Source organism: Yoonia sp. KMU-150 (assembly GCF_056858355.1).
In genome coordinates, this window is the sequence record NZ_JBXEQF010000002.1 from 238,304 (window position 1) to 262,625 (window position 24,322).

Consider the following 24,322-nt stretch of genomic DNA (forward strand, 5'->3'; position numbering starts at 1 on the left):
GGAGCAGAACAGATGAAAATGCTTAAAGTCACTGCACTGCTGACCGCGGGTCTCTCGCTTTCCGCCTGTGCCGAAGTCATCGTCTCCGCGATCGAGGGCGGCGAGCGGACAGGGGCCGAACGGTCCTTTGACGCGGGCCGCGACTCCAAGCACCTGAGCCAGCTTGTGGCCGGTGTCTGGGTCGATCCGAACGGTTGCGACCACTGGATCATCGACGACGGGATCGAAGGATACCTGTCGGAGCGTCTGACGCCCGATGGCCGTCCGGTCTGCACCGGTATCGCGCCGCCGAACACGGCGACGGGGCCGTTCCGCGAAGGTACGGACATTCCCGATCCGCTGTAAATTCCGGCAGGACAGACTATATGGCGATGGCCGCGGTGCAGACCGCGGCCATTTGCGTTCTTAATCCTGTGACATGCGCCTGCCACTGCTTGCGCGCGGGGCGGGTTGGCGTCACCATAAAGATATCAACGCCCCGAGCGGGCAAAGGAGACATGATTGGCCACAGGTGCACCGACGATTGCAGCGTCCTACATTGCGGAATCGCTGATCGAATTTCCCGACAACTATCTGTTGATCGACCTCTGCGGTGAATTCGACCGCAACCTTGCCACCATCGAAGACCGGCTTTCGGTGCAGATCCTGCGCCGGGGCAACCAGCTTGCCGTTATCGGCGAGGAGGCGCCGCGCCGTGAGGCGGTGGAGGTGCTGCAATCGCTATACAGCCGGCTTGAGGCGGGCAAGACCGTGGAAAGCGGCGACGTGGACGGCGCGTTGCGCATGACCCCCGCGCCACCGGAGCAGCCTGCGCTGTTCAAGGGCGGCGATCTGTCGCTGCCGGTCGAGATCAAGACGCGCAAGAAGCTGATTGAGCCGCGCACCGACGCGCAGAAGGCCTATGTGCAGGCGCTGTTCGACAAGGAACTGGCCTTCGGCATCGGGCCTGCGGGCACGGGCAAGACCTATCTGGCGGTCGCCGTGGGCGTGAATATGTTCATCAACGGCAAGGTGGACAAGATCATCCTGTCACGCCCGGCTGTCGAGGCGGGCGAGAAGCTGGGCTATCTGCCCGGCGACATGAAGGACAAGGTCGACCCCTATATGCAGCCGCTTTACGACGCGCTGAACGATTTCGTGCCGGGCAAGCAACTGGCGCGGATGATGGAGGAAAAGATCATCGAGATAGCGCCGCTGGCATTTATGCGGGGGCGCACGCTGTCCAACGCCTTTGTCGTGCTGGACGAGGCGCAGAACGCTACGACCATGCAGATGAAGATGTTCCTGACCCGGCTGGGCGAGGGGTCGCGCATGGTGATTACCGGGGACCGGACGCAGATCGACCTGCCGCGCGGTGTGAATTCCGGGCTGTGGGATGCGGAGAGGTTGCTGAAATCCATCCCGAAGATCAGCTTCAACTATTTCACCGCCAAGGATGTGGTGCGCCATCCGCTCGTCGCCGCGATCATCGAGGCGTATGAGGCGGACGGGAATGTTTAGCCTGTGGCGCGGGCTGGCGCTGTGGCTGGTCGTCTTTGCCGCATCACCGGGTTACGCGCAGACACTTCTCACAGTGGACCCGGACGGCCCGGCGCATGTGCTTTATGTTGAAACCGGGGGCGACGCCCAAGTTGAAACCTCCGGCCGTTTGCGGCCCGGTGGACGGGCTGTGCAGGCGGACGATCTGTTCCTGACGGCATCGCTGGGGAAGGTCTATATGGCGGTGGCCGTGATGCAGTTGAGCGAACGGGGTCTTGTCGATGTCGACGCGCCGCTATCCGACTATCTGGACCTGCCACAATTTGACGCCACCGGCGGGCTGGACGATATCTCGCCAGCGATGCTGCTTACGATGACCAGCGGATTGCCGGACTATCTGGACGGCGACTTCGTCGATCTCGATATCGCGGGTCGGGTCACGGTTGACGATGTGGTCGCCGCTGCTTCGGCGCAGAAGCGGTCGTTCGCGCCCGGAACCGGTTTTGAATACAGCAACACCAACTACGTGCTGGCTCAGCTTTTGATCGAAACGGTGACGGGGCAATCGTTCGGTGGTTATCTGCAGGATAATATCTTTGATGTTATCGGTGACGATGCGGCCTTTGTGATCGGCACGCGGGCGGCCCCCGAGAATCTGGCGCAAAGCCTGACGAACAAGCAAACCGGGCAGTACTACACCGACCCCGGGTTCGCCGATGGGGCCATCGTCACGACCGCAGCGGGCGTGGCCGCGTTCTACCGCGCTTTGCTGGGTGAGCGCACACTGGTGTCCGCCGGCAGCCTGCGGCGGATGCTGGAGGATCCGATGGGTGAGGGATACGGCATGGGGATCGGGTTCGAGACCGACCCCGATCTGGGCCGCGTCTATGGCCACAGCGGCGGCGATCTGGGGTATGGGGCCGACGTGCGTTTCCGGCAAAAGACAGGTGACATCGCGGTCCTGTTGTCCACGGATGAAGATGCCGACCTCGACCTGACCTTTCAGGCGCTGTTCGACGCCTGCGCCACATGCTGATCGACCTCAACATCGAAAGCGGCGATTGGGACGCGCTGCCGCTTGAGCCGCTGGCCGAAGCCGCCGCCGTGGCCACGCTGGAGCGGTTGGGGCTGGAGCCTTCAGTGTTCGAGATCGCCGTGCTGGCGTGCGACGACGCGCGGATTGCCGCGCTGAACGCGGATTTCAGGGGCAAATCACAGCCCACCAATGTGCTGAGCTGGCCGTCCGAGGAGCGCGGTGCCGTGACAGAGGGCGAGGCCCCGCTTTCGCCGGATCCCGCCGAGCCGGAACTGGGGGATATTGCGATTGCCTTCGAGACCTGCGCAAGAGAGGCGCGGGACGCGGGCAAGCCGCTGGCCGATCATGTGACGCATCTGATCGTGCACGGGGTGCTGCATCTGCTGGGCTATGACCATGTGCGTGACGGAGACGCCACGCTGATGGAGAGTCTGGAGACGGAGATACTTGGCAAAATGGGTCTGCCTGACCCATATTAGGCTACCGCCCGCAGGGGCACGACAAAGGCAGGAGAGAATGGGCGACACGACTGACGGATCCTCTAGTGCGGCGCAGAGCGCGCAAGAGGATGACATACCCCCCGAAAATCGCGGTTTCCTGTCGCGTATTTTCGAAGCCCTGACCCCTGCCGCCGACATCGAGACGCCGGTGACCAACGCGCCTGCGATGCAGGGGCCGATGCCCGGGATGTTGAACCTGCGCCGGATGCGGGTCGAAGAGGTGTCTGTGCCAAAGGCCGATATCGTGGCGCTGCCGGTCACGGCGACCAAGGAAGATACGATCGCGATGTTTCGCGAAAAGGGGCTGACGCGGCTGCCGGTCTTTGACGGGACACTGGATACGCCGCTGGGTTTCATTCACCTGAAGGATTTCGCGCTGCGCTACAGCTTTGCCGAAAACGGCAACGGCTTTGATCTGGCCGAGATGCTGCGCCCGTTGCTGTTCGTGCCGCCGTCGATGCCGCTGGGCGTGCTGCTGCAGAAGATGCAGGCCGAGCGCAGCCATATGGCGCTGGTGATCGACGAATACGGTGGCACCGACGGGTTGGTCACGATCGAGGACTTGATCGAACAGGTCGTCGGCGCGATCGAGGATGAACACGATATCGCCGAGGAAAAGGGCTGGGTGCTGGAAAGCCCGGGCGTCTATATGACGCTCGCAAAAACACCGCTGGAGGCCTTCGAGGCCGAGATCGGGATGGACCTGACCTCGCATGACGAAATCGACGAGGAAGAGGTCGATACGCTGGGCGGTCTGGTGTTCATGCTGTCGGGCGCTGTGCCTGCGCGGGGGCAGGTGATCGTGCATCCGGGCGGCCCGGAGTTCGAGGTGATCGACGCCGACGCCCGCCGGATCAAGAGGCTGCGGGTGCGGATGCCGCACGCACAGGACGGCTGACCCCGTGTTCGACCGGCTGGCCGGATTGCACTGGGCCTTGCGTGGTGGCCTGCTTTTGCTGGCCGGTGCGGTGGCCGGGCTGGGGCATGCGCCCACAGGCCAGCCGCTGCTGACGGTGCTGGCGCTGGGCGGTGTGTTCGCGCTTTACAAATCCATGACCGGGGTGCGGGGCGCTGTCTGGCTTGGCTGGGCGCTGGGCGCGGGATATTTTGCACTGACCCTGCGCTGGATCGTGGCACCCTTCATGGTGCATGCAGAGCGCGACGGGTGGATGGCACCTTTTGCGCTGCTGTTCATGGCGGGCGGTGCGGCACTGTTCTGGGCCCTTGCCGCCGGGGTCGCGTGGCGGCTGCGGCCCGGTAGCGTGTCGCTTTTCGCGCTGCTGCTGGCGCTGGTCGAGGCGGCGCGATCGCTGATCCTGACCGGGTTCCCCTGGGGCTTGCTGGGCCATGTGCTGATCGACACGCCCTATGCGCAACTGGCAGCTTTCGGCGGGCCGCATCTGCTGACCGGGCTGGTTTGCCTTGCTGCCTTCGCCATCGCCGCTTTGCTACGCGGATCGCGGCGCGAGGGTGCGGCGATTGCCTTGATTGCCGCAGGGCTTTGGCCGGTTCTGGCGCCGGGGCCTGCCCCTGCCGCAGATCCCGCGGCACCGGTCGTGCGATTGATCCAGCCCAATGCCCCGCAGGAACAGAAATGGGACCCGGCCTACAGCGGCGTGTTTTTCGACCGGATGCTGGACTACACGGGCGGGGGCGACGTGCCCGATCTGGTGGTCTGGCCCGAGTCGGCGATCCCGGAATTGCTGAACTACTCCGAAAGCTATCTGGAACAGATGTCGGATGCGGCGCGGGGCGCGCCGCTGATCTTTGGCGTCAATCGTCGGGATGGAAGCCTCTATTACAACAGCTTCGTGGAACTTGGTCGCGGCGGGCTGATCGACACGCTTTACGACAAGCAGCATCTGGTGCCGTTCGGCGAGTACTTTCCAGGCGGAGAGCTGCTGGGTATGACCGGGATCACGCAATTCGCATCGTCGCAGGGCGGCGGTTTTTCCACCGGGACCACTGCGCGGCTGATGGATGTGACGGGGATCGGGGCGGTGCGCCCGCTGATCTGCTACGAAGGTATATTCGCCGAGGAAATCGGGACCGATGAACGCCCGCGCGCGATGATCCTGATCACCAACGACGCGTGGTTCGGCAAGGACGCCGGGCCGTTCCAGCACCTGTCGCAGGCCCGGCTGCGCGCGATAGAGCAGGGCGTGCCGATGGTGCGGGTCGCCAATACAGGCGTCAGCGCCATGATCGACGCCAAGGGTCGAATCACGGGGCGGATCGCGCTCAATACCGCCGGTTTCCTTGATTTGCCTCTTCCCGAACCGGCCCGCGCCACAGTTTACACAAAATCGGGGGATATCCCGGTCCTGACTGTGATGCTTTTGTTGGCCGGGGGACTCGCGTGGCGGGGACGCCGCGAAACGGGTTGACCAGCAGCAAAGCGCAACCTAACGACCCATCATCATTCCCGTCACAACGGCTTCCTGACGTGGCGGGCAAACTTTATCGGAGCACGACCCCATGAGCAGAAAAGACTATGTATTCACCTCGGAATCCGTGTCCGAGGGGCATCCCGACAAGGTATGCGACCGGATTTCCGACGCTATTCTCGATGCGTTTCTGGCCGAGGAACCCGAAGCACGTGTCGCCTGCGAAACCTTCGCCACCACCAACCGCGTCGTCATCGGCGGCGAGGTGGGCCTGTCGTCCAAGGACAAACTGGCCGAGTATATGGGCCGGGTCGAGGGCATCGCCCGCGACTGCATCAAGGACATCGGTTACGAGCAGGACAAGTTCCACCACGCCACCTGCAAGGTGACGAACCTTTTGCACGAACAGTCCGCGCATATCGCGCAGGGCGTCGATGCGGCCAAGGACAAGGACGAGGGGGCGGGCGACCAGGGTATCATGTTCGGTTATGCCACGACCGAGACCGACGCGCTGATGCCCGCACCGATCCAGTACAGCCACGCCGTGCTGCGGCGTCTGGCCGAGGTCCGCAAGGACGGCACCGAGCCGACGCTGCGCCCGGACGCGAAAAGCCAGATTTCCCTGCGCTATGCCGACGGCAAGCCGGTGGAGGTGACCTCCATCGTATTGTCGACCCAGCACCAGCACGAACACCAGACCAGCGCCGATATCCGCGCGATTGTCGAGCCCTACATCCGCGAGGTGTTGCCCGACGGGTTGATCACCGCGAAAACCGAATGGTGGGTGAACCCCACCGGCATTTTCGTGATCGGCGGGCCGGACGGCGATGCGGGCCTGACGGGCCGCAAGATCATCGTGGATACATACGGCGGGGCCGCCCCGCACGGTGGTGGCGCGTTTTCCGGCAAGGACCCGACGAAGGTGGACCGCTCTGCCGCTTACGCCGCGCGCTATCTGGCGAAGAACGTCGTGGCCTCCGGCATGGCCGAGAAATGCACGATCCAGCTGTCATATGCCATCGGCGTGGCCAAGCCGCTGTCGATCTATGCCGATCTGCACGGCACCGGTGAGGTCGACCCGGCGGCGGTCGAAAAGGCCATCGCGCAGGTGATGGACCTGACCCCGCGCGGCATTCGCGAGCATCTGGGCATGAATCGCCCGATCTATGCGCGCACCGCGGCCTATGGTCACTTCGGGCGCGAGCCTGAGGCGGACGGTGGGTTCTCTTGGGAGAAGACGGACCTGGTCGCGGCGTTGAAGAACGCGGTTTGATCACGGACAGACGATGAGGTGAGGGGGCAGATTGCGCAGGCGGTCTGCCCTTGCTACATCGCGCGCCATGAGTAAAGACACCCCCTCCGACCGCCACCCGTCCGGCGCGCCTTGGCGCAACTTCTATGGCCGGTTCAAGGGCAAGGGGATGCGCAAGAGCCAGGAAGCCTATCTGGACGAGGATCTGGCCGCATTGTCGCCCGGTGCCGTGACCTGGGAGGAAAACCCCGACCGAGATCCGATTGATTTGAGTAGCCTGTTCGGCGACCGGCCTGTCTGGCTCGAGATCGGGTTCGGCGGGGGCGAGCATCTGGTGCATATGGCCGGGCTGAACCCGCAGATCGGGCTGATCGGGTGCGAGCCCTATATCAACGGCGTGGCGATGCTGCTGGGCAAGATCCGCAAGGCCGATGTGTCGAACCTGGCCGTGCATCCCGGCGACGTGCGCGACCTGTTCGACGTGCTGCCCGATGCGTGCCTGTCAAAGGTGTTTCTGAACTACCCTGACCCATGGCCCAAGAAGCGGCATCACCGCCGGCGCTTTGTCACGCCCGAACATCTGAACCCGTTGTTTCGGGTTATGAAACCGGGCGCGGAACTGCGGGTCGCGACGGATATCGAGGATTACGTGCGCCAGACATTGGAAGAGGTGCCGCGTGCCGGGTTCGACTGGCTGGCCGAGCGGCCCGCCGACTGGCGCGACCCTTGGGACGACTGGCTGTCGACGCGGTATGAGCAGAAGGCGCTGCGCGAGGGGCGCACGCCGCACTATCTGACATTCCGACGTGTCTGAGGGGCGTGCAAATTCTTCGCGAAGAATTTGGGACAAATCCTCTGGCGAGGATTTGAAGGCAGAGTTTCTGCGAAACTCTGTGCCTCCGGCGGGAGTATTTTTGGCAAGGTGATAGACAGTGTGGTGGACCGTCCGCCGACCCTGCGCTAGAGGGTTGGCGAACAGATGGAGACAGCCCCATGTCCGGCCACGGCACCGCAATCCCGATGACGTCACGCCCCTGTGGCCCCTTGAAGGGTGAAGCGCATGTGCCCGGCGACAAGTCGATTTCGCACCGGTCGCTGATCCTGGGTGCGATGTGCGTGGGCGAGACGCGGATCACCGGATTGCTGGAAGGCGAGGACGTGCTGGACACGGCAAAAGCAATGCGCGCCTTCGGGGCGACGGTGACGGATCACGGCGACGGCAACTGGTCGGTGCAGGGCGTGGGCGTCGGCGGGTTCGCCGAACCCGATCAGGTGATCGACTGCGGCAACTCCGGCACCGGGGTGCGCTTGATCATGGGAGCGATGGCGACCTCGCCGATCACGGTCACGTTCACCGGTGACGCGTCGCTGAACGGGCGGCCCATGGGGCGGGTGACCGATCCGCTGGCGCTGTTCGGCACACAGGCGGTGGGGCGCGCGGGCGGGCGGTTGCCGATGACGCTGGTGGGTGCTATCGACCCGGTGCCGGTGCGTTATACCGTGCCGGTGCCCTCCGCACAGGTGAAATCGGCGGTGCTGCTGGCCGGGCTGAACGCTCCGGGGCAGACCGTCGTGATCGAAAAGGAAGCGACCCGCGACCATACCGAGCGGATGTTGCAGGGGTTCGGGGCGGACCTGACTGTGGAGGAGACGGAGGAGGGGCGGGTGATCACGCTCACCGGGCAGCCGGAACTGCAGCCGCAGGATATTACCGTGCCGCGTGACCCGTCCTCTGCCGCCTTTCCCGTCTGTGCGGCGCTGATCGTGCCCGGTTCCGACGTGCTGGTGCCCAATATCGGGCTGAACCCGACACGGGCGGGGCTGTTCCTCACGTTGCAGGAGATGGGCGCGGATCTGACCTTCGAGAACATGCGCGAGGAAGGCGGCGAGCCCGTGGCCGACCTGCGCGCGCGTTATTCGCCGGATATGAAAGGGATCGCGGTGCCACCGGCGCGGGCGGCCAGCATGATCGACGAATATCCGGTGCTGTCGGTCGTCGCGGCCTTTGCCAGCGGCGTGACGGATATGCAGGGTGTGAAGGAGTTGCGCGTGAAGGAAAGCGACCGGATCGACGCGATGGTCAAGGGATTGCGCGCTGCCGGGGTCGCGGTCGAAGAGGGACCCGACTGGTGGACCGTCACCGGGCTGGGTGCCGGAAACGTGCCGGGCGGGGCCGAGGTCGACAGCGTGCTGGACCACCGGATCGCCATGACGTTTATGGTCATGGGCATGGCCACGCAAAAGCCGATGTCGGTCAATGACGGCAGCCCGATCGCGACGTCGTTTCCGGTGTTCGAGCCGTTGATGGCAGGGCTGGGAGCGCAGATCGTGCGGGTGAACCGCTAGCAGGTCGCGCCCGCTTTGCCAGCGCCTGTTCGGGCAGGCGGTCCGCGCCGAGGAATTCCGCGACGGTTTTGCCCGGGCGGCGGCGGTGCGACAGCCAGTCGCGCAGTTCGTGCAGCACCACGCGGCGGCCCATACGGGCGTACCAGCGCATCGCGTGGCGGATGCGCGGATCGGGGTGCAGGAACGTGCGCCAGATCGCCTTGGGGCGGGCCTGCAATGTGATCTCGATCAGCTTTACCCAGAGGAATACGCGCCAGGAGGGGACTGCGGGGACCTCCATCACCTGATGCTTGTAGTCCCATTTGCGCTGATCGGGTTCGATCACACGGCGGTCCTTTACGGTGTCGAAAAATGGCGTCCAGCGGTGCGGGGTGGCGAAGACCGACATGATCTGGTCCGGGTCATAGCGCAGCAGGTGGCGCAGGAGGTGCCAGTAGTCGCGATCCGTTTCTTCGGCAAAGCCTATGGCGAAGGTGCAGAGCCCGATGATGCCGTGTTCGCGCAGCAGTTGGATCGCCTCGCGGTCCTTGGCGCGGGTGCCGCCCTTGCGGACGGTGTCGAGCGTGGCGGCGTCGGTGCCTTCGAGACCCATCAGGAAGCGGATGCAGCCGGCCTTTTTGTAAAGATGCAGGATATCGCGGTCGCGCACGATGTCGTCGGCGCGGGTGGAGCCGACGATCTGCACCGGCACGTCTTCGGCGATCATCGCGTCGAGGAACGCGCGCCAGGCCTTGGGTGACGTGGTGGGGTTTTCGTCTGCCAGGTTGATCAGCGTCACGCCGTGGGTGCGATGGAGCCAGGCGATTTCTGCGGCTAAGGCCACGGGGTCGCGATGGCGCCATTTTGTCCAGAACCCGCGCTGGCCGCAGTAGGTGCACAGGTGCGGGCAGCCGCGCGAAAACTGCATGATCACCGCGCGGTGCCCGCCCCAGTAGCCGTATCGCGCGAAATCGATCAGCTCCCACCCGATGCGGCAGGCCGAGAGATCCGTGATCATCGGAGCGGGGGCAGTCGCGTGGGGCCGCCCATCACGGCGGTATGCAATGCCGTTGACCTGGGCCAGGTCGGACTTTGCACTCAGCGCGGCCATCAAGGCGACGGCGGTGGCCTCGCCCTCGCCGCGCACGATGACGTCGATGGCGGGGCAGTCGCGCAGGATGTCCTGCCAGTGATACGTGGGCCAGACGCCGCCGTAGATGATGATGACATCGGGGAGTGCGGCCTTGAACCGCGCGGCAATGTTCACGACCGTGGGATGGGCGGAGGTCGACCCCGAATGACCGATCAGGATCGCGTCGGGCCGGGTGGCGACGACGGCGGCGAGGCTGTCGTCATGATCCAGCGGGCCGAGGTCGGCGTTGACCAATGCCACGTCGAAACCCGCGTCGATCAGCGGGCCGCCGATGCAGAGCAGCCCAAAGGGCGGCAGATTTTCCTTTGGCACACGGCTGCCGATGGATGTATGGGCGGGGTGAAACAGGGTGAGGCGCATTGGGGTTCTCCGGGATGTGGTTCCGAGAGTGGCCCGGTGCGTCCGCAGACGATGCGAGGGATATGATGAGTTTTACCGTGGCGATCGACGGTCCGGCTGCTGCCGGAAAAGGCACCGTATCCAAGGCTGTGGCGGCGCATTTCGGTTTTGCGCATCTGGATACCGGGCTGCTGTATCGGGCGGTTGGTGCAAAGGTGCTGGCCGGTGCCGATGCGGTGGACGCGGCGCGCGCGCTTGACCCCGCCGACCTCGAAAACGCCGATCTGCGCACACATGCGGTGGCCCAGGCGGCAAGCGAGGTCGCGGTCAATCCAGAGGTGCGCACCGCGCTTGTGGCGTTTCAGCGCGACTTTGCCCGCCGCGACGGTGGCGCGGTGATGGACGGGCGTGACATCGGCACGGTGATCTGCCCGCAGGCCGAGGTGAAACTGTTCGTCACGGCCTCGCCTGAATGCCGGGCGCGGCGGCGTCATGCGGAACTGAACGGGCGGGGCAATGCGATCAGCTATGATCAGGTGCTGGCCGATGTGATCGCGCGCGATAAGCGCGACAGTGAACGGGCGACGGCGCCGATGCTGGCCGCCGAGGATGCACATGAGATCGACACCTCGGACATGACGATCGATCAGGCCGTTGCGGCGGCGGTTGCCGTCGTCGCAGCCCGGCGCTGACACAAACGCTCACGCAGGGTTTTGTGGTGTGTGACGGGTAAGCCGCGCTAGGCTCCGGCAGCGACGAGAGGACCGTGCCGATGCTTCGCCAGATACGCCTTATGATGACCGCGCTGATGATCGTCGGTGCCGCGTTGCCCGCCGCAGCACAGGATGCCACGCCCATGACGCTGGAACGCATGGCGCAGATCGCGTCGGCGCTGGATGCCGATGCGCAGGTGACCGGGGCGGGCATTCAACTGACCATCGACGACGTGCCGGTCCTGATCGTGGCCGACCCGCAGGCCAACCGGATGCGGGCGATGGTGCCGATCCGTTCGGCGGCCGATCTGACGCCCGAAGATTTGGAGCGGATGATGCAGGCGAATTTCGACAGTGCGCTTGATGCGCGTTACGCTATCGCACGCGGGCGGCTGTGGGGGGTGTTCATTCATCCGCTGGCGGAATTGCAGCGCGATCAGTTGATTTCGGGTCTGGCGCAGACGGTGACCGTCGCGCAGACCTACGGCACGCTTTATTCCAGCGGGGCGGTGCAGTTCGGCGCGGGCGACAGCGGCGGCCTGCAGGCGGAGTTGCTGGAGCGCCTGCTGGATCAGGGCGAGGATATCTAGCCGCGCCCGCGCGTGGCACGGCAGTGCCAAAGTGTGAACGGGATGATTGCCCAAAAGCCGACACCGGCAAGATCGTCGGACAGTGTGCCGGGAGCGCGCAGGTCGATGGCGGTGCGCAACCGGCCCGGTATCTGATCGGGAAAGATGACCCATTGGACGGGCAGGTCCGCAAAGATCGTCCGGTAGAATGTGTAGAATATTTGTGGCGAGACGGCGAGAAGCAGCGCGTAGATGCCGGTGCCCGCGAGCGTCCAGGTCAGGGATGTCGCCGGTGTATGTGGCCCCGTCCGCCGGATCGACGTGGCGAGAATCAGAAAGAACAGGATCAGTCCCGTGGCGCTGATCGCGATGACCCCGATGCGGCCGATCGGGTCCAGTGTCCAGAAACTGTCGCCAGCATAGCCGTCGGTGATACCGTCGCGCACGGTGGGAGAGAGGGTGGCGATGGCGAAAGCGCACACCAGTGCCGGAGCCAATCGCCGGCATAGCCCCATCGCTCAGCTTTCGGGCAGCACGATGGGGGTGCGGTCACCCAGCAGCCAGCGCAGCACATCGGTATAGTCGAAAGCGAGCGAGATCACGATGATCGTGCAGATCGCGATCATGATCACCCGCGGCGCGCCCGGCATGTCGGGCCGCCGGATTTGATGGATCAGCCAGACGACAAGCGGCGTCCACAGGATGATATGCGGCATCCCCAGAAACTTGCTGTAGCCCATCCGCGCGTAGAGATAATCCACGCCGAGCGCGCTGAGCACACCCGCAGCTATGGCGAGCACTGCGGTCAGGCGGCTTTGCTTCCAGATCAGCAGAGTTAGCGGCAGGATGAAACCGCCCAGCAACAGCACGTAAAGCCAGTATTGCAGCCACGCGGGGCCGTGGGTTGCCATCGCCTCGGGCAGTGTCATGGCGGTGTCTCCTTGCGCAGATGCGGCGTTGGTGAGACGTTAGCGCCAAACGACGGAGCGGGCCATGGCGGAAACCAAAGTCGATCTAGCAAGCTGGCCGCGTGCGGCGCAATTCGCGCTGTTTCGCACCTATGACAGGCCACATTATGCCGTCACCAGCCGGATCGACGTGACGCATCTGCTGACCATAGCCAAGCCGCGCGGGGTGTCGCCCTATCGCGGGTGCCTCTACGCCATCGGGACCGGGCTGCACAGCGTGCCCGAACTGCGGATGCGGTTTCGCGGCGATGCGGTGGTGCTGCACGACGTCGTCACTCTGTCGATGACCGTGCCGCAGGACGGCGGCAGTTTCGGCTATGGCTATGTGCCGTTTCAGCCGGATTTCGCCCGCTTCGATGCGGATTGCGCGGACCATATCGCGCAGGTGGCACGCGGGGGTGGCCTCGATGCCAATCAGGGCGAGCGTGACGATCTGGCCTATGTGTCCTGCATGCCGTGGCTCGACTATACCAGCATCAACAACGCGATGCCGGGCCCCGAGGATTGTATTCCCCGCGTGTCCTGGGGGAAGTTTGTGGATCAGGGCGACCAGTGGGACATGGCGATGACGCTGGAGGTGCATCATGCGCTTGTCGACGGCGAACAGGTCGGGACCTGTTTCCGCACCGTGCAGGAGACGCTCGATGGCTTATAGAGTGATGCTTGTCGCGGCGGCCATCGCGCTGGTCTGCTGTGCGACGCTTTTGCACGCGCAGGACCGGCGCGCGGTCGAGGCGCAGTTTCGCGGCTGGTTGGAAAGCACCGTCTGGCCGCGCGCCAGCAGCGCGGGCGTGCCGCGTGTGGTTTTCGACGCGGCTTTCGATGGCGTGACGTTAAACTGGGACCTGCCCGATCTGGTGCCGCCCGGTACCACGGCACAACCCGTCCAGCGGCAGTCGGAATTCGGCGCGCCGGGGCGGTATTTCGCGGCGAACACCGTCGGCGGTGCGGCGTCGGTCGGGCGGCAGATGGCGCGGACATACGCGAATACGCTGGCCGCCGTCGAACGCGCGACTGGTGTTCCGGGGCGGATCGTGCTGGCGATCTGGGGGCGGGAGAGCGCCTATGGCCGCGCGTCGATCCCCTACGACGTGTTCGAGGTGTTGGGGACAAAGGGGTTCATGTCCACGCGCGCCGCATATTTTACGGATGAACTGGTGGCGGCGTTGCAGATCGCCGCGCGGGGCGACGTGCCCGAGAGTGCGATGAAAAGCAGTTGGGCCGGGGCCATGGGCCAGCCGCAGTTTATGCCGTCGAGTTTTCTGCGCTACGCTGCCGACGGGTCCGGCGACGGGCGCGCGGATATCTGGGGATCGGAAGCGGATACACTGGCCAGCATCGGCAACTATCTGGCGCAACACGGCTGGGTGCCGGGGCGCGACTGGGGGTTCGAGGTGCGGGTGCCCGCAAACGTGTCCTGCGCGCTGGAGGGGCCGGATCAGGCGCGCGCGATTGCCGATTGGGTCGCGATGGGCGTGACCCGTGTTTCGGGCAATCCGTTTCCGGCGCATGAATTGCCGCAGAGCGGGTCCCTGATGATGCCGGCGGGGCGCAACGGCCCCGCGTTCATCGTGACGCCGAATTTCTATGTGATGAAAGACTACAACAACAGCGACCTCTATGCGTTGTTCGTGGGTCATGTGGGCGACCGCATTCAGTACGGTGTGGGTGATTTCGCCGCGACCTGGGGTGCCATCGACCGGATGCGCCGCGCCGACGTCGCCGCGATGCAGAGTGGGTTGGAGGCGCGGGGCCACGATGTCGGCGGTGCCGATGGGCTGGCCGGTTTCAAGACCCGCCGCAGCATCGGCCGCTGGCAGGAAGCGACCGGGCAGGCAGCGACATGCTGGCCCGATGCCGGGATCGTCGCGGCACTGGCGCGGTAAGATTCTGATACTCCGCATAAGTGCTTTCTTCGCACAAATTTTCTAACGCTATTTCGTGAGGGATAGAGGCAATGATGGCAGATAACAGAGCGAATCCTTGGGCGGGCGATCTGCTGGGTATCTCCGAGGTTGGTGAGACATTTACCAGATTAGTTCAGTCGATCGACGACTCGAAGGTCATTTCGATCGAGGCTGGCTTCGGTCGTGGCAAGACTTTCTTTAGTCAGGCTTGGTCAGAGCATCTTCGGGCTGAAGGTGAAGTTGTAATCGAGATTGACGCCCAGTTATCTGATCATTCCGGTGATCCGGTAGTGACATTTATCGGCGCTTTGGTTGCCGCACTTGGAACAGACGAAAAAAGCGCGGTAGAAAAGGCCAAGGATGCTGGGCTGAAATACACAGGTATTGTGGCGCGGACGGTCGCGAAGACTGTGCTACGGACTGGCGCTGATGAAATCATCGAGGCTTTTGAAGAGAAGCTAGTGGGAGTGACAAAAGACTCGGAGGTTCTTGAGAAAGTTGTGGCCGAGTTTGGAGATGGTATGTCGAAATTTGCTGGGCAAATTATCGCCTCACAACTAGCCGCCGAAAGAGCGCGAGTAAAGGAGTTGCCCGAACAACTTGATGCTTTGCGTAGGGCGCTAACCAGCGGTAATGATTCCGGGCGTTTAGTTATTCTGATTGACGAACTGGATCGCTGTCATCCTGACTATGCAATCGCGCTACTTGAAGCAATGAAGCTAATCTTTAATCGCGACGGTTATATATTCTGCTTAATGGTCAATGATGATTACCTCGAAGGACTTGCGGCAAAGCGGTTCGGAAAGCTGATCACTGGTGAAAGGTATTTAGATAAGTTTATCGACATTCGCCTGAATTTACCGAATTCTGGAAAGGCAATGGGACAAGCAGCAAAATCTCTGGCACTGGGGCTGCCACTTGAAGTTCCTTACGGGGATGATGAGTCTTTTTCAATCAATGCCGCTGCGGATTTGGCTAAAGTGCTTGCTCCCATCAGTAGGCTGTCGATGAGACAGATTAAGAGTATTCTATTGAGGGTTGAGCTTGCGTTAAGGTGTTATCGAAACGTTCCTCTCGACGCCCCCCTTCTCGTATTTTTAGGTTTTCAAGAAGTGGCCGGACCAGAACTAATTTCCGACAAGTATTTGTCACGCGCCCGTTTGACTCCTCTGTTGGCGGATGAATGGAGCGAAGCCCAGAGGAACTCTGACTTTCATAATGCTGATAAAATGAATAGTCGCCTCCATAGGTTCCTGAAGAGTGGTTCTAGCGAAATGCTTACATTGGACAAAAATCGTTATTTCCTCTCGGAGGAGGACGTGGCGAGATTTGATAGCCTCTATGATTGGGCGAAAATAATGTATCTTGCGCGCAGATTTATTCCGATCCATGAGGGTGTTCTTAGAGCTGTGCATAGCGTTGCTCGAGTGGATGTTGACTGATTCCACACCCTTGCCCCGCTGCCTCAAACGCCGTATAGGCACCCTCGTCAAAGCGTCGAGACAGGCGCGGATGTGAGACTTGAGCAGGGTTCAGCGCAGGCTGGCCCTGTTGTTTTATGTTCGCACCGCGCCCATGATCGGCACGCGACCAACCCGAAACCCAAAGACCGGCGGAGACAACCGCACGGCCCGTATAAACAAACGATTAGGAAACCAACGCCACATGGCTAACAACGTATCTATGGACGAATTCGAAGCGCTCTTGAACGAGAGCTTCGAAATGGACACACCCGCCGAAGGGTCTGTCGTCAAAGGCAAGGTCATCGCCGTCGAGGCAGGCCAGGCCATCATCGACGTCGGCTACAAGATGGAAGGTCGCGTCGACCTCAAGGAATTCGCGAATCCCGGTGAAGAGGCCGAGATCAACGTGGGCGACACTGTCGAAGTGTTCCTGCGTCAGGTCGAGAACGCCCGCGGCGAAGCCGTCATTTCCCGTGAAATGGCCCGCCGCGAGGAAGCCTGGGATCGTCTCGAAAAGGCCTATGCCGACGAAGAGCGTGTCGAAGGCGCGATCTTTGGCCGCGTCAAGGGCGGTTTCACCGTCGATCTGGGTGGTGCCGTCGCGTTCCTGCCCGGCTCTCAGGTCGATGTGCGCCCCGTGCGCGATGCCGGCCCGCTGATGAACCTCAAGCAGCCGTTCCAGATTCTCAAGATGGACCGTCGCCGTGGCAACATCGTCGTGTCGCGTCGTGCGATCCTCGAAGAATCCCGTGCCGAACAGCGCGCCGAAGTCATTGGCAACCTGGTCGAAGGTCAGGAAGTGGACGGCGTGGTCAAGAACATCACCGAATACGGTGCCTTTGTTGATCTGGGCGGTGTCGACGGCCTGCTGCACGTGACCGATATGGCATGGCGCCGGGTCAACCACCCCTCCGAGATCCTGTCGATCGGCGAGACGATCAAGGTGCAGGTCATCAAGATCAACAAGGAAACCCACCGCATCAGCCTTGGCATGAAGCAGTTGCAGGACGATCCATGGGATTCCGTGCAGGCCAAGTATGCGCTTGATTCCACACACACCGGCCGCGTGACCAACATCACCGACTACGGTGCGTTCGTCGAACTGGAGCCCGGTGTCGAAGGTCTGGTTCACGTCTCCGAAATGTCCTGGACCAAGAAGAACGTGCACCCCGGCAAGATCGTGTCGACCTCTCAGGAAGTCGAGGTGATGGTGCTGGAAATCGATCCCGTGAAACGCCGCGTGTCGCTTGGCCTCAAGCAGACGCAGCGCAACCCATGGGAAGTCTTTGCCGAGACGCACCCCGAGGGCACAGAGGTCGAGGGCGAGGTCAAAAACATCACCGAATTCGGTCTGTTCGTGGGTCTCGAAGGCGACATCGACGGCATGGTTCACCTGTCCGACCTGACATGGGAAGGCCGTGGCGAAGATGTCATCGGCGATTTCCGTAAGGGTGACGTGGTGAAGGCCAAGGTTGCGGAAGTCGACGTCGAGAAGGAGCGCATCTCGCTCTCCATCAAGGCGCTGGACGGCGATCCCTTTGCCGAAGCCATCGGCGGCGTGAAGCGCGGTTCGATCATCACAGTCGAGGTGACGAAGATCGAGGACGGCGGTATCGAGGTCGAGTATGAAGGCATGAAATCCTTCATCCGGCGCTCCGACTTGTCGCGCGACCGTGCCGAGCAGCGCCCCGAGCGTTTCGGCGTGGGCGACAAGGTCGACGTGCGTGTGACCAACGTGGACAGCAAGACCCGCAAGCTGGGTCTGTCGATCAAGGCACGCGAGATCGCCGAGGAAAAGGAAGCCGTGGAACAGTTCGGCTCCTCCGACTCCGGTGCGTCGCTGGGCGACATCCTGGGTGCGGCGCTGAAGGGCGACGACAAGTAGCCCGCCGCCGTGTGGTACGGATGGAAAAGCCCCGCCGCATGGCGGGGCTTTTTTCGTCCAGCGTGCCGACCGTGGTAGGCAATCCGGAACCGCCTGTCCGATGTCTGCATTCTGTTGGTGTCGACTGTATGAACCGAAAGGGCAGACCGATGGAGATCAACGATATTTTTGTGAGTATCAATGCAGCGGATTTCGAGCCTCAGTCGGAATGGTGGAGCCGTCTGATCGGACGCCGGTGGGACCGGGAGCCAATGCCCTCCTGCCGCGAGTGGAGCCTGACGGAGGATGTGCTGTTTCAGGTTCTCGACAATGACAAGGCGCAGGGCAAAACCACCGTTACCCTGCGCGTGCCGGAACTGGCACCGGAAATCACACGGCTGGACAAGGTGGGGATCGCGGTGCCGGAGCCTGTGAGGATCGACGGATTTGAGAGCCTGCGCTATGCCGAGTTCACCGATCCAGAGGGCAACACGGTGGGTTTGCTGGACGGACGCTGAAAAAGCACCGGTAAGGGTAGTCGCTCGCGATATGGACAATTCAATGGACGGTGCTGTGCACCCTGCCTAGGGTTGCCGCCATGACACAAAACTATGCGTTGACTGGCCCGGCGGGGCCACGGACGGATGTTCCGGCGGCACCCAAGTGGTATCGTACGCGGGTCGACCCGGCGGCGATACGCGCGCTTATGGTGAAATCAGACGCCATCGCCACACGTGACACCGCGCTTTGGCTGGGCGGGATGATCGTGTCCGCGGCCATCGCCGTCTGGCTCTGGCCGTCGTGGTGGTCGGCCCCGTTCTGGCTGATCTACGGGGTGCTTTATGGTTCCGCGTCCGATGCGCGCTGGCACGAATGCGGACACCAGACCGCGTTCAGGACACCGTGGAAGAACACGGTCGTCTATCATATCGCGTCCTTCATGCTGATGCGGAATCCTTATGCCTGGCGGGCGAGCCATGTGCGCCACCATACCGACACGATCATCGTGGGCCGCGACCCGGAGATCGTGGCGATGCGCCCGCCCGACCTTCTGCGTGTCGTGCTGAACCTCGCAGGGCTGGTCGATACCTTCCATCTGATCCGACGGATGATCATCCACGCATCAGGGCGTGTTCTGCCGGATGAGGCGACATATGTGCGCGCTGCTGATCACCCGAAGATCATCAGCGCCGCGCGGATCACCTTGGCGATCCATCTTGCCGTCGTCGGGCTGGCACTTTGGCTGGGGTCGTGGCTGCCGGTGATGCTGGTGGGGCTACCGCGGCTTTATGGTGCGTGGCATCATGTGCTGACGGGTCTCATCCAGCATCTGGGGCTGGCTGAAAATGTGACCGACCACCGGCTGAATACCCGCACGGTGATGATGAACCCGGTCAGCCGGTTTATCTATCTGAACATGAACTATCATCTGGAACACCATATGTTCACGATGGTGCCCTACTACCACTTGCCCGCGCTGCACGCGCTGATCCGGCACGACACGCCGACGCCGGACCCGTCGATGATCGTGACCTTCCGTCGCCTTCTGCCTGTGCTGATCCGACAGTTGCGCGACGAAAAGGCGGTGATCGTGCCTGAATTGCCACCCACCGCGACACCATACCGGCCCGAGGTGGACGCCCTGCGACCCCACGCGGTCTGATTGCCCGCGCGCGTCCGGCCAGCGCCTGCGAATCGGTGAATATTTCCGGCGAAGACGACCCTGCGACTTTCCGGCATCGCTCCGCTGATCGGATTTCCGGTGCATTGCGGGACAGGGCGGGGGCGGAATGTGGCCGCTTTTTCCGGGTTTTCCCAATAGCTTCTATTTCGTGAACAGATTTTTGTCGCTAAGGTTGCGGAATGCCGGGCGCGCGAAGACCCGCTGAATACCAAGACTGCCTTTGGGGGGCACCATCATGATACGGTCGGAACTGATCCAGAAAATCGCGGACGCCAATCCGCATCTCTATCAGCGGGACGTCGAGAAAATCGTGAATACCATCTTCGAGGAAATCATCGGCGCGATGGCCAAGGGCGACCGCGTCGAACTTCGCGGCTTCGGCGCGTTCTCGGTCAAGAAACGCGACTCGCGCATCGGACGGAACCCGCGTACTGGTGAATCCGTTAACGTCGAAGAGAAACACGTGCCGTTCTTCAAGACCGGCAAGCTGCTGCGAGACCGCCTGAACGGCGGCTAAGAGGACAGATGAATACCATTCGCTACATTTTCTGGGCCATCGTCGGCCTTTGTCTGGTTCTGGTCGGCCTGGCGAACCGCGGTATCGTGACGCTGCAGGCGATGCCGTCCGCACTTGCCGATCTGCTGGGGATTTCGCCGGTCATCAGCCTGCCGCTCTTCGTGGTGATCTTTCTGGCGGTGGGCGCGGGCCTGCTGATCGGATTCCTGTGGGAATGGGTGCGCGAGCATCGTGTCCGCGCCGAAGCCCGTGCGCGTGCGCGCGAGGTCGATCAACTGAAGACCGAAGTCGCGCGGTTGAAGACCGCCAACAAGAGCCACGATGACGACGTGCTGGCGATGCTGGACAGCCCTCGGTGACATCTGACATCGCGGTCAAGATCTGCGGACTGCGTACGGCGCAGGACGTGCGCGCAAGCGTGGACAGCGGCGCGCGTTATCTCGGGTTCAACTTCTTTGCAAAATCGCCGCGGAGCGTCACGCCCGCGGAGGCCAGTGCATTGGGTGCGGACGTCCCGGTCGGCGTCGCCCGGGTTGCGCTCGTAGTAAACCTGGAAAATGCCATGCTGGATACTATCGTGGCGGATGCTGCGCCGGACATGATCCAGTTGCATGGTAAGGAAAGTCCGGAGCGTGTCGCGCAGGTCAAGGCGCGTTACGGTCTGCCGGTGATGAAGGTCGTGGGCGTTTCGGAACGGGCCGATCTGGCGGAGATCGACGCGCATCTGCCGGTCGCCGACCAGATTCTCATCGACGCCAAGGCCCCCAAGGATGCGGTACTGCCCGGCGGCAACGGTCTGGCCTTCGACTGGGCACTGCTGCAGGGACGCCGCTGGCCGATCCCCTGGATGCTGGCGGGAGGGCTGACGCCCGCGAATGTCGCGGAAGCGATCCGTCAGACGGGTGCGCGGCAGGTCGATGTGGCCTCCGGCGTGGAGAGTGCGCCGGGCGTTAAGGATGCTGGGCTGATTGCCGCTTTTTGCGCGGCGGCGCGTGGTTAACCACGCGTTTACTGTGATCCCGTAACCAATGCACATGACGCGAATGCCAATTCATGTAACGCCCGACCGGTGGCTGCGCCAGATGTTCTCATCAAAGGCAGCCTGTGACGGCGGTATCGTCCGGCGGCAAGTCCGCGATGTCGAGCGGCTGGTGGGTCGCCGCACGTTTGAAAATGAAATCCGACGACGCGGGTATCGCGCGATCGAGAACGCCGGACAGTACATTGTGATCTGTAATCGCGATGCGTTGCGACTGATCGACTGAGCGACAAATTTCTTCGAAGAAATTTGCCAAGACTTTTGGAAAAGTCTTGGCGGCACGCTGTGTACTTTACCCTCTCGCGTGTTCACGCTAATCCTGACCGGCAACGCGCAGGGGGCATGGCCATGGCAAACGATCTCTTCAATTCCTTCATGACCGGACCGGACGAAAACGGCCGGTTCGGCGATTTCGGCGGGCGCTTCGTGTCGGAAACGCTGATGCCGCTGATCCTCGAGTTGGAAGCGCAGTACGAACACGCGAAGACAGACGACAGCTTCTGGGCCGAGATGCATGACCTGTGGACGCATTACGTGGGCCGCCCAAGCCCGCTCTACTACGCCGAACGTCTGACGCAGCACTTGGGCGGCGCGAAGATATACCTCAAGCGCGACGAGCTGAACCACACCGGCGCACACAAGATCAACAACGTGCTTGGGCAGATCATCCTCGCCCGCCGCATGGGCAAGACCCGCATCATCGCCGAAACCGGCGCTGGGCAGCACGGGGTCGCCACCGCCACCGTCTGCGCGAAGTTCGGTCTGAAATGCGTCGTCTACATGGGCGCGCATGATGTCGAACGCCAGGCCCCCAATGTTTTCCGCATGCGCCTGCTGGGCGCGGAAGTGGTGCCGGTGAAATCCGGACGCGGGACGTTGAAGGACGCGATGAACGACGCCTTGCGCGATTGGGTGACCAACGTGCGCGACACGTTCTATTGCATCGGCACCGTCGCTGGGCCGCACCCCTATCCGGCGATGGTCCGCGATTTCCAGGCGATCATCGGCAAAGAGACCAAAGAACAGATGCAGACTGCCGAGGGGCGACTGCCCGATACCGTCATCGCCGCGATCGGCGGCGGGTCCAACGCGATGGGGCTGTTCTTTCCCTTCCTCGACGACAAGAGCGTCAACATCATCGGCGTGGAGGCCGGTGGCAAAGGTGTGAACGCCAAGATGGAACATTGCGCCTCGCTCACCGGTGGTCGCCCCGGCGTGTTGCACGGCAACCGCACCTATCTGCTGCAGGACGACGACGGGCAGATCCTCGAAGGTTTCTCGATTTCAGCGGGCCTCGATTACCCCGGCATCGGGCCGGAACACGCCTGGCTACACGAGATCGGGCGCGCGCAATATGTGTCGATCACCGACAAGGAGGCGCTGGAGGCGTTCCAGCTGTGCTGTGCGCAAGAGGGGATCATCCCCGCGCTGGAGCCGTCACACGCGCTTGCCCATGTGATGAAGATCGCGCCCGATCTCCCCGCCGATCATCTGCTGGTGATGAATATGTGCGGGCGCGGCGACAAGGATATCTTTACTGTGGCCAAGCACCTCGGCTTCGAGATGGGCGATTTCGCCTAGCTGTCGTCCAGTGCCTGCGCGCGCAATATGTCCAGCGGCACGATCTCCAGTGCGCGTCTGTGGGTCGCGGCAAGGTTGACCTGCGGCGCGCAGCCCTCGTCATGGGCTTGCAGAAAGCGCGACGCGCAGAGACACCAGCTGTCACCCGGTTTCAGCCCCGCGAAACCGAATTCGGGGCGCGGTGTGCTGAGGTCGTTGCCGACGTATTTCGAATAGGCCAGAAACTCCGCCGTCATGACGGCGCAGACCGTATGGCTGCCGGTATCGGCGGCGCAGGTGTTGCAGGCCCCGTCGCGGAAATATCCGGTCAGGGGGTCCGTCGAACAGGTTGTGAGCGGGTCGCCCAGCACGTTGATGGGGTCGTCCTTTTCCATGGTCACTCCAGACTGTCCGCGATCAGGCGGAAGATGTCCTCGTTCTGCCGCGACACGCCCGGTTCGCGGAACGCCCGGTCGGCGGCGGTTGTGGCGATGACGATATTCCGGCGGCGGTCGATCCAGATATACTGCCCATAGATGCCCCGCGCCATGACCTGGCCGGGGGCGGAATCAGGCGGGATCCACCACTGGAAACCATAGCCATGTTCGTCCGGTCCTGTGTTGGCCGAAGCCCGGGTCGACACATCGACCCATCCGCCCGGCACGATCTGCTGCCCGTTCCAGGTGCCGCCCTGCGCGATCATCTGGCCGAAACGGGCGTAGTCGCGTGTTGTCAGGTTCAGCCCGCCCAGCACGAACGCGACATCAAAGCCGTCGGTCAAGTAGTAGGGTTCCGCCTCCAGCCCCAGCGGTTGTATGATCTTTTCGGACAAGAGATCGGGAATACTGCGTCCGGTCGCGCCGCGGATCACCATGCCGATGACATGGGTGTCGATAGAGACATACTGCCAGTCGGTGCCGGGTTCGGTGAAGGTTGCAGTCAGGTCGGCGGCGAAATCGTCCATCGAGCCGCCCAGCGCCAGCACCCGACCCATGCGGTTGATATCGCTGTCGTAGTCGAGATAATCCTCGTCGAAAGTCACGCCGGAAGACATCTGCAATACGTCGCGGATGCTGGCCCCGTCGTAGGCACCGCCAGTCAGCTGTGGCGCGTATTTGGTGACGGGATCGTCGAGACTGTCGATGGCGCCTTCGGCGAGCAAAACGCCGGTCAAGGCCGATAGAAAGCTCTTCGCGACCGACCAGCTGATGCGGCGGTCGTCGGATGCCGTGCCCAAATAGTAGTTCTCGAACACGATTCTGCCTCGGTGCAGAACGACCAGCGAGGTCACATTTCGTTCTGCCACCCAGTCATCGACTTCGGCGGGCAAGGTAGCGGGCGGGCCCGACGGCAGGTCCGAGACCGGGCCGGTGCCGCGCGGCACAGGGATCGTCAGAAAAGCACTGTCCATATGCGAGAAGTTTTCCACGATCTTTTCCTCGGAGAAGAGGCTGTTGACCGCCAGCAGGCGTGCGATCTCCTCGCGTTTCCAGATGCCGACGACAAGCGCCGCCAGCAGCAGTGCCAGCACGATCCGCAATCCCCATTTCAGCGCAGTCCGCATGAT

The 24,322-nt window shown here is 62.7% G+C and carries 27 protein-coding genes and 1 riboswitch; of the genes, 22 read left to right on the forward strand and 5 right to left on the reverse strand.

The features are described from left to right. Nucleotides 1–12: 12 nt before the first annotated feature. From AC04PH_RS13960 to aroA, 9 genes are all read left to right on the forward strand, one after another. The gene (locus AC04PH_RS13960) at nt 13–345 is read left to right on the forward strand and encodes a hypothetical protein (RefSeq protein WP_483066429.1); all 333 of its coding nucleotides are present in this window, start codon (nt 13–15) and stop codon (nt 343–345) included. A gap of 156 nt (nt 346–501) precedes the next feature. After that, the gene (locus AC04PH_RS13965) at nt 502–1,500 is read left to right on the forward strand and encodes a PhoH family protein (RefSeq protein ID WP_483066430.1); all 999 of its coding nucleotides are present in this window, start codon (nt 502–504) and stop codon (nt 1,498–1,500) included. Continuing rightward, nucleotides 1,493–2,515 carry a serine hydrolase domain-containing protein gene (locus AC04PH_RS13970; protein ID WP_483066431.1) on the forward strand — a complete coding sequence of 341 codons (1,023 nt, stop codon included), beginning with the start codon at nt 1,493–1,495 and terminating at the stop codon, nt 2,513–2,515. The genes AC04PH_RS13965 and AC04PH_RS13970 overlap by 8 nt, the downstream gene beginning before the upstream one ends. Beyond that, on the forward strand, nt 2,509–2,994 hold the full coding sequence (gene ybeY / locus AC04PH_RS13975) for an rRNA maturation RNase YbeY (protein WP_483066432.1): 486 nt from the start codon (nt 2,509–2,511) through the stop codon (nt 2,992–2,994). The genes AC04PH_RS13970 and ybeY overlap by 7 nt, the downstream gene beginning before the upstream one ends. A 37-nt stretch (nt 2,995–3,031) precedes the next feature. Continuing rightward, a complete protein-coding gene (locus AC04PH_RS13980) occupies nt 3,032–3,913 on the forward strand; it encodes a hemolysin family protein (RefSeq protein ID WP_483066433.1) in 882 nt (293 codons plus the stop codon). A 4-nt stretch (nt 3,914–3,917) separates the two neighbouring features. Beyond that, nucleotides 3,918–5,402: an apolipoprotein N-acyltransferase gene (gene lnt, locus AC04PH_RS13985; protein ID WP_483066434.1), complete on the forward strand. Its 1,485-nt coding sequence runs from the start codon at nt 3,918–3,920 to the stop codon at nt 5,400–5,402. 35 nt (nt 5,403–5,437) lie between these two features. Further along, nucleotides 5,438–5,486: riboswitch (SAM-SAH riboswitch) on the forward strand. 7 nt (nt 5,487–5,493) lie between these two features. Continuing rightward, a complete protein-coding gene (gene metK / locus AC04PH_RS13990; RefSeq protein ID WP_483066435.1) occupies nt 5,494–6,675 on the forward strand; it encodes a methionine adenosyltransferase in 1,182 nt (393 codons plus the stop codon). 67 nt (nt 6,676–6,742) lie between these two features. After that, nucleotides 6,743–7,468: a tRNA (guanosine(46)-N7)-methyltransferase TrmB gene (gene trmB / locus AC04PH_RS13995; protein ID WP_483066436.1), complete on the forward strand. Its 726-nt coding sequence runs from the start codon at nt 6,743–6,745 to the stop codon at nt 7,466–7,468. Between the two features lie 179 nt (nt 7,469–7,647). Beyond that, on the forward strand, nt 7,648–9,000 hold the full coding sequence (aroA, locus tag AC04PH_RS14000; RefSeq protein WP_483066437.1) for a 3-phosphoshikimate 1-carboxyvinyltransferase: 1,353 nt from the start codon (nt 7,648–7,650) through the stop codon (nt 8,998–9,000). On the opposite strand, the gene bchE is transcribed toward aroA, so the two are convergent. Then, a complete protein-coding gene (gene bchE, locus AC04PH_RS14005; protein ID WP_483066438.1) occupies nt 8,909–10,492 on the reverse strand; it encodes a magnesium-protoporphyrin IX monomethyl ester anaerobic oxidative cyclase in 1,584 nt (527 codons plus the stop codon). The two genes, aroA and bchE, sit on opposite strands and share 92 nt — an antisense overlap. A gap of 65 nt (nt 10,493–10,557) precedes the next feature. Here bchE and AC04PH_RS14010 point away from each other — a divergent pair, with 65 nt between their 5' ends. Beyond that, nucleotides 10,558–11,163, forward strand: coding sequence for a (d)CMP kinase (locus tag AC04PH_RS14010; protein ID WP_483066917.1), 606 nt, complete (start codon nt 10,558–10,560; stop codon nt 11,161–11,163). Between the two features lie 80 nt (nt 11,164–11,243). Continuing rightward, nucleotides 11,244–11,774, forward strand: a complete 531-nt coding sequence (locus tag AC04PH_RS14015; protein WP_483066439.1) for a hypothetical protein — start codon at nt 11,244–11,246, stop codon at nt 11,772–11,774. Here the strand turns inward: AC04PH_RS14015 and AC04PH_RS14020 are convergent. Both AC04PH_RS14020 and AC04PH_RS14025 read right to left on the reverse strand, forming a co-directional pair. After that, entirely contained in the window at nt 11,771–12,250 is a 480-nt protein-coding gene (locus AC04PH_RS14020) for a hypothetical protein (RefSeq protein WP_483066440.1), read from the reverse strand. The genes AC04PH_RS14015 and AC04PH_RS14020 overlap by 4 nt on opposite strands. Nucleotides 12,251–12,271: 21 nt before the next feature. Further along, nucleotides 12,272–12,682 (reverse strand): hypothetical protein, encoded by a 411-nt coding sequence (locus tag AC04PH_RS14025; RefSeq protein WP_483066441.1) that lies wholly within the window; start codon nt 12,680–12,682, stop codon nt 12,272–12,274. Between the two features lie 64 nt (nt 12,683–12,746). Here AC04PH_RS14025 and AC04PH_RS14030 point away from each other — a divergent pair, with 64 nt between their 5' ends. The 11 genes from AC04PH_RS14030 to trpB all read left to right on the forward strand — a co-directional run bounded on the left by AC04PH_RS14030 (nt 12,747) and on the right by trpB (nt 22,776). Continuing rightward, complete coding sequence (locus AC04PH_RS14030; RefSeq protein WP_483066442.1) at nt 12,747–13,376, forward strand: CatA-like O-acetyltransferase; 630 nt, start codon at nt 12,747–12,749, stop codon at nt 13,374–13,376. Nucleotides 13,377–13,380: 4 nt separating this feature from the next. Continuing rightward, complete coding sequence (locus tag AC04PH_RS14035; RefSeq protein ID WP_483066918.1) at nt 13,381–14,607, forward strand: lytic murein transglycosylase; 1,227 nt, start codon at nt 13,381–13,383, stop codon at nt 14,605–14,607. A 71-nt stretch (nt 14,608–14,678) separates the two neighbouring features. Next, a complete protein-coding gene (locus tag AC04PH_RS14040) occupies nt 14,679–16,070 on the forward strand; it encodes a KAP family P-loop NTPase fold protein (RefSeq protein ID WP_483066443.1) in 1,392 nt (463 codons plus the stop codon). A 223-nt stretch (nt 16,071–16,293) separates the two neighbouring features. Further along, nucleotides 16,294–17,976 carry a 30S ribosomal protein S1 gene (gene rpsA, locus AC04PH_RS14045; RefSeq protein WP_483066444.1) on the forward strand — a complete coding sequence of 561 codons (1,683 nt, stop codon included), beginning with the start codon at nt 16,294–16,296 and terminating at the stop codon, nt 17,974–17,976. 149 nt (nt 17,977–18,125) lie between these two features. Further along, nucleotides 18,126–18,473, forward strand: coding sequence for a VOC family protein (locus AC04PH_RS14050; protein WP_483066445.1), 348 nt, complete (start codon nt 18,126–18,128; stop codon nt 18,471–18,473). Between the two features lie 80 nt (nt 18,474–18,553). Beyond that, entirely contained in the window at nt 18,554–19,618 is a 1,065-nt protein-coding gene (locus tag AC04PH_RS14055) for a fatty acid desaturase (RefSeq protein WP_483066446.1), read from the forward strand. A 256-nt stretch (nt 19,619–19,874) separates the two neighbouring features. Next, on the forward strand, nt 19,875–20,156 hold the full coding sequence (ihfB, locus tag AC04PH_RS14060; RefSeq protein WP_483066447.1) for an integration host factor subunit beta: 282 nt from the start codon (nt 19,875–19,877) through the stop codon (nt 20,154–20,156). 8 nt (nt 20,157–20,164) lie between these two features. Beyond that, nucleotides 20,165–20,515, forward strand: a complete 351-nt coding sequence (locus AC04PH_RS14065; RefSeq protein ID WP_483066448.1) for a lipopolysaccharide assembly protein LapA domain-containing protein — start codon at nt 20,165–20,167, stop codon at nt 20,513–20,515. Beyond that, nucleotides 20,512–21,156 (forward strand): phosphoribosylanthranilate isomerase, encoded by a 645-nt coding sequence (locus AC04PH_RS14070; RefSeq protein ID WP_483066449.1) that lies wholly within the window; start codon nt 20,512–20,514, stop codon nt 21,154–21,156. Before AC04PH_RS14065 ends, AC04PH_RS14070 begins: the two co-directional genes overlap by 4 nt. Nucleotides 21,157–21,199: 43 nt before the next feature. Continuing rightward, complete coding sequence (locus AC04PH_RS14075; protein WP_483066450.1) at nt 21,200–21,421, forward strand: N-(5'-phosphoribosyl)anthranilate isomerase; 222 nt, start codon at nt 21,200–21,202, stop codon at nt 21,419–21,421. A 122-nt stretch (nt 21,422–21,543) separates the two neighbouring features. Beyond that, nucleotides 21,544–22,776: a tryptophan synthase subunit beta gene (gene trpB, locus AC04PH_RS14080; RefSeq protein WP_483066451.1), complete on the forward strand. Its 1,233-nt coding sequence runs from the start codon at nt 21,544–21,546 to the stop codon at nt 22,774–22,776. On the opposite strand, the gene AC04PH_RS14085 is transcribed toward trpB, so the two are convergent. Then, a complete protein-coding gene (locus AC04PH_RS14085) occupies nt 22,773–23,150 on the reverse strand; it encodes a DUF2237 family protein (RefSeq protein WP_483066452.1) in 378 nt (125 codons plus the stop codon). The two genes, trpB and AC04PH_RS14085, sit on opposite strands and share 4 nt — an antisense overlap. Nucleotides 23,151–23,152: 2 nt before the next feature. Further along, nucleotides 23,153–24,319: a serine hydrolase domain-containing protein gene (locus tag AC04PH_RS14090; RefSeq protein ID WP_483066453.1), complete on the reverse strand. Its 1,167-nt coding sequence runs from the start codon at nt 24,317–24,319 to the stop codon at nt 23,153–23,155. Nucleotides 24,320–24,322: the final 3 nt, after the last annotated feature.

Bases quoted from the DNA above. Each gene is read 5' to 3' on its own strand.
- AC04PH_RS13960 (WP_483066429.1), top strand. From the start codon at position 13: ATGAAAATGCTTAAAGTCACTGCACTGCTGACCGCGGGTCTCTCGCTT.
- AC04PH_RS13970 (WP_483066431.1), top strand. From the start codon at position 1,493: ATGTTTAGCCTGTGGCGCGGGCTGGCGCTGTGGCTGGTCGTCTTTGCC.
- ybeY (WP_483066432.1), top strand. From the start codon at position 2,509: ATGCTGATCGACCTCAACATCGAAAGCGGCGATTGGGACGCGCTGCCG.
- AC04PH_RS13980 (WP_483066433.1), top strand. From the start codon at position 3,032: ATGGGCGACACGACTGACGGATCCTCTAGTGCGGCGCAGAGCGCGCAA.
- metK (WP_483066435.1), top strand. From the start codon at position 5,494: ATGAGCAGAAAAGACTATGTATTCACCTCGGAATCCGTGTCCGAGGGG.
- trmB (WP_483066436.1), top strand. From the start codon at position 6,743: ATGAGTAAAGACACCCCCTCCGACCGCCACCCGTCCGGCGCGCCTTGG.
- aroA (WP_483066437.1), top strand. From the start codon at position 7,648: ATGTCCGGCCACGGCACCGCAATCCCGATGACGTCACGCCCCTGTGGC.
- bchE (WP_483066438.1), bottom strand. From the start codon at position 10,492: ATGCGCCTCACCCTGTTTCACCCCGCCCATACATCCATCGGCAGCCGT.
- AC04PH_RS14010 (WP_483066917.1), top strand. From the start codon at position 10,558: ATGAGTTTTACCGTGGCGATCGACGGTCCGGCTGCTGCCGGAAAAGGC.
- AC04PH_RS14015 (WP_483066439.1), top strand. From the start codon at position 11,244: ATGCTTCGCCAGATACGCCTTATGATGACCGCGCTGATGATCGTCGGT.
- AC04PH_RS14025 (WP_483066441.1), bottom strand. From the start codon at position 12,682: ATGACACTGCCCGAGGCGATGGCAACCCACGGCCCCGCGTGGCTGCAA.
- AC04PH_RS14030 (WP_483066442.1), top strand. From the start codon at position 12,747: ATGGCGGAAACCAAAGTCGATCTAGCAAGCTGGCCGCGTGCGGCGCAA.
- AC04PH_RS14035 (WP_483066918.1), top strand. From the start codon at position 13,381: ATGCTTGTCGCGGCGGCCATCGCGCTGGTCTGCTGTGCGACGCTTTTG.
- AC04PH_RS14040 (WP_483066443.1), top strand. From the start codon at position 14,679: ATGATGGCAGATAACAGAGCGAATCCTTGGGCGGGCGATCTGCTGGGT.
- rpsA (WP_483066444.1), top strand. From the start codon at position 16,294: ATGGCTAACAACGTATCTATGGACGAATTCGAAGCGCTCTTGAACGAG.
- AC04PH_RS14050 (WP_483066445.1), top strand. From the start codon at position 18,126: ATGGAGATCAACGATATTTTTGTGAGTATCAATGCAGCGGATTTCGAG.
- AC04PH_RS14055 (WP_483066446.1), top strand. From the start codon at position 18,554: ATGACACAAAACTATGCGTTGACTGGCCCGGCGGGGCCACGGACGGAT.
- ihfB (WP_483066447.1), top strand. From the start codon at position 19,875: ATGATACGGTCGGAACTGATCCAGAAAATCGCGGACGCCAATCCGCAT.
- AC04PH_RS14065 (WP_483066448.1), top strand. From the start codon at position 20,165: ATGAATACCATTCGCTACATTTTCTGGGCCATCGTCGGCCTTTGTCTG.
- AC04PH_RS14075 (WP_483066450.1), top strand. From the start codon at position 21,200: ATGCCAATTCATGTAACGCCCGACCGGTGGCTGCGCCAGATGTTCTCA.
- trpB (WP_483066451.1), top strand. From the start codon at position 21,544: ATGGCAAACGATCTCTTCAATTCCTTCATGACCGGACCGGACGAAAAC.
- AC04PH_RS14085 (WP_483066452.1), bottom strand. From the start codon at position 23,150: ATGGAAAAGGACGACCCCATCAACGTGCTGGGCGACCCGCTCACAACC.
- AC04PH_RS14090 (WP_483066453.1), bottom strand. From the start codon at position 24,319: ATGCGGACTGCGCTGAAATGGGGATTGCGGATCGTGCTGGCACTGCTG.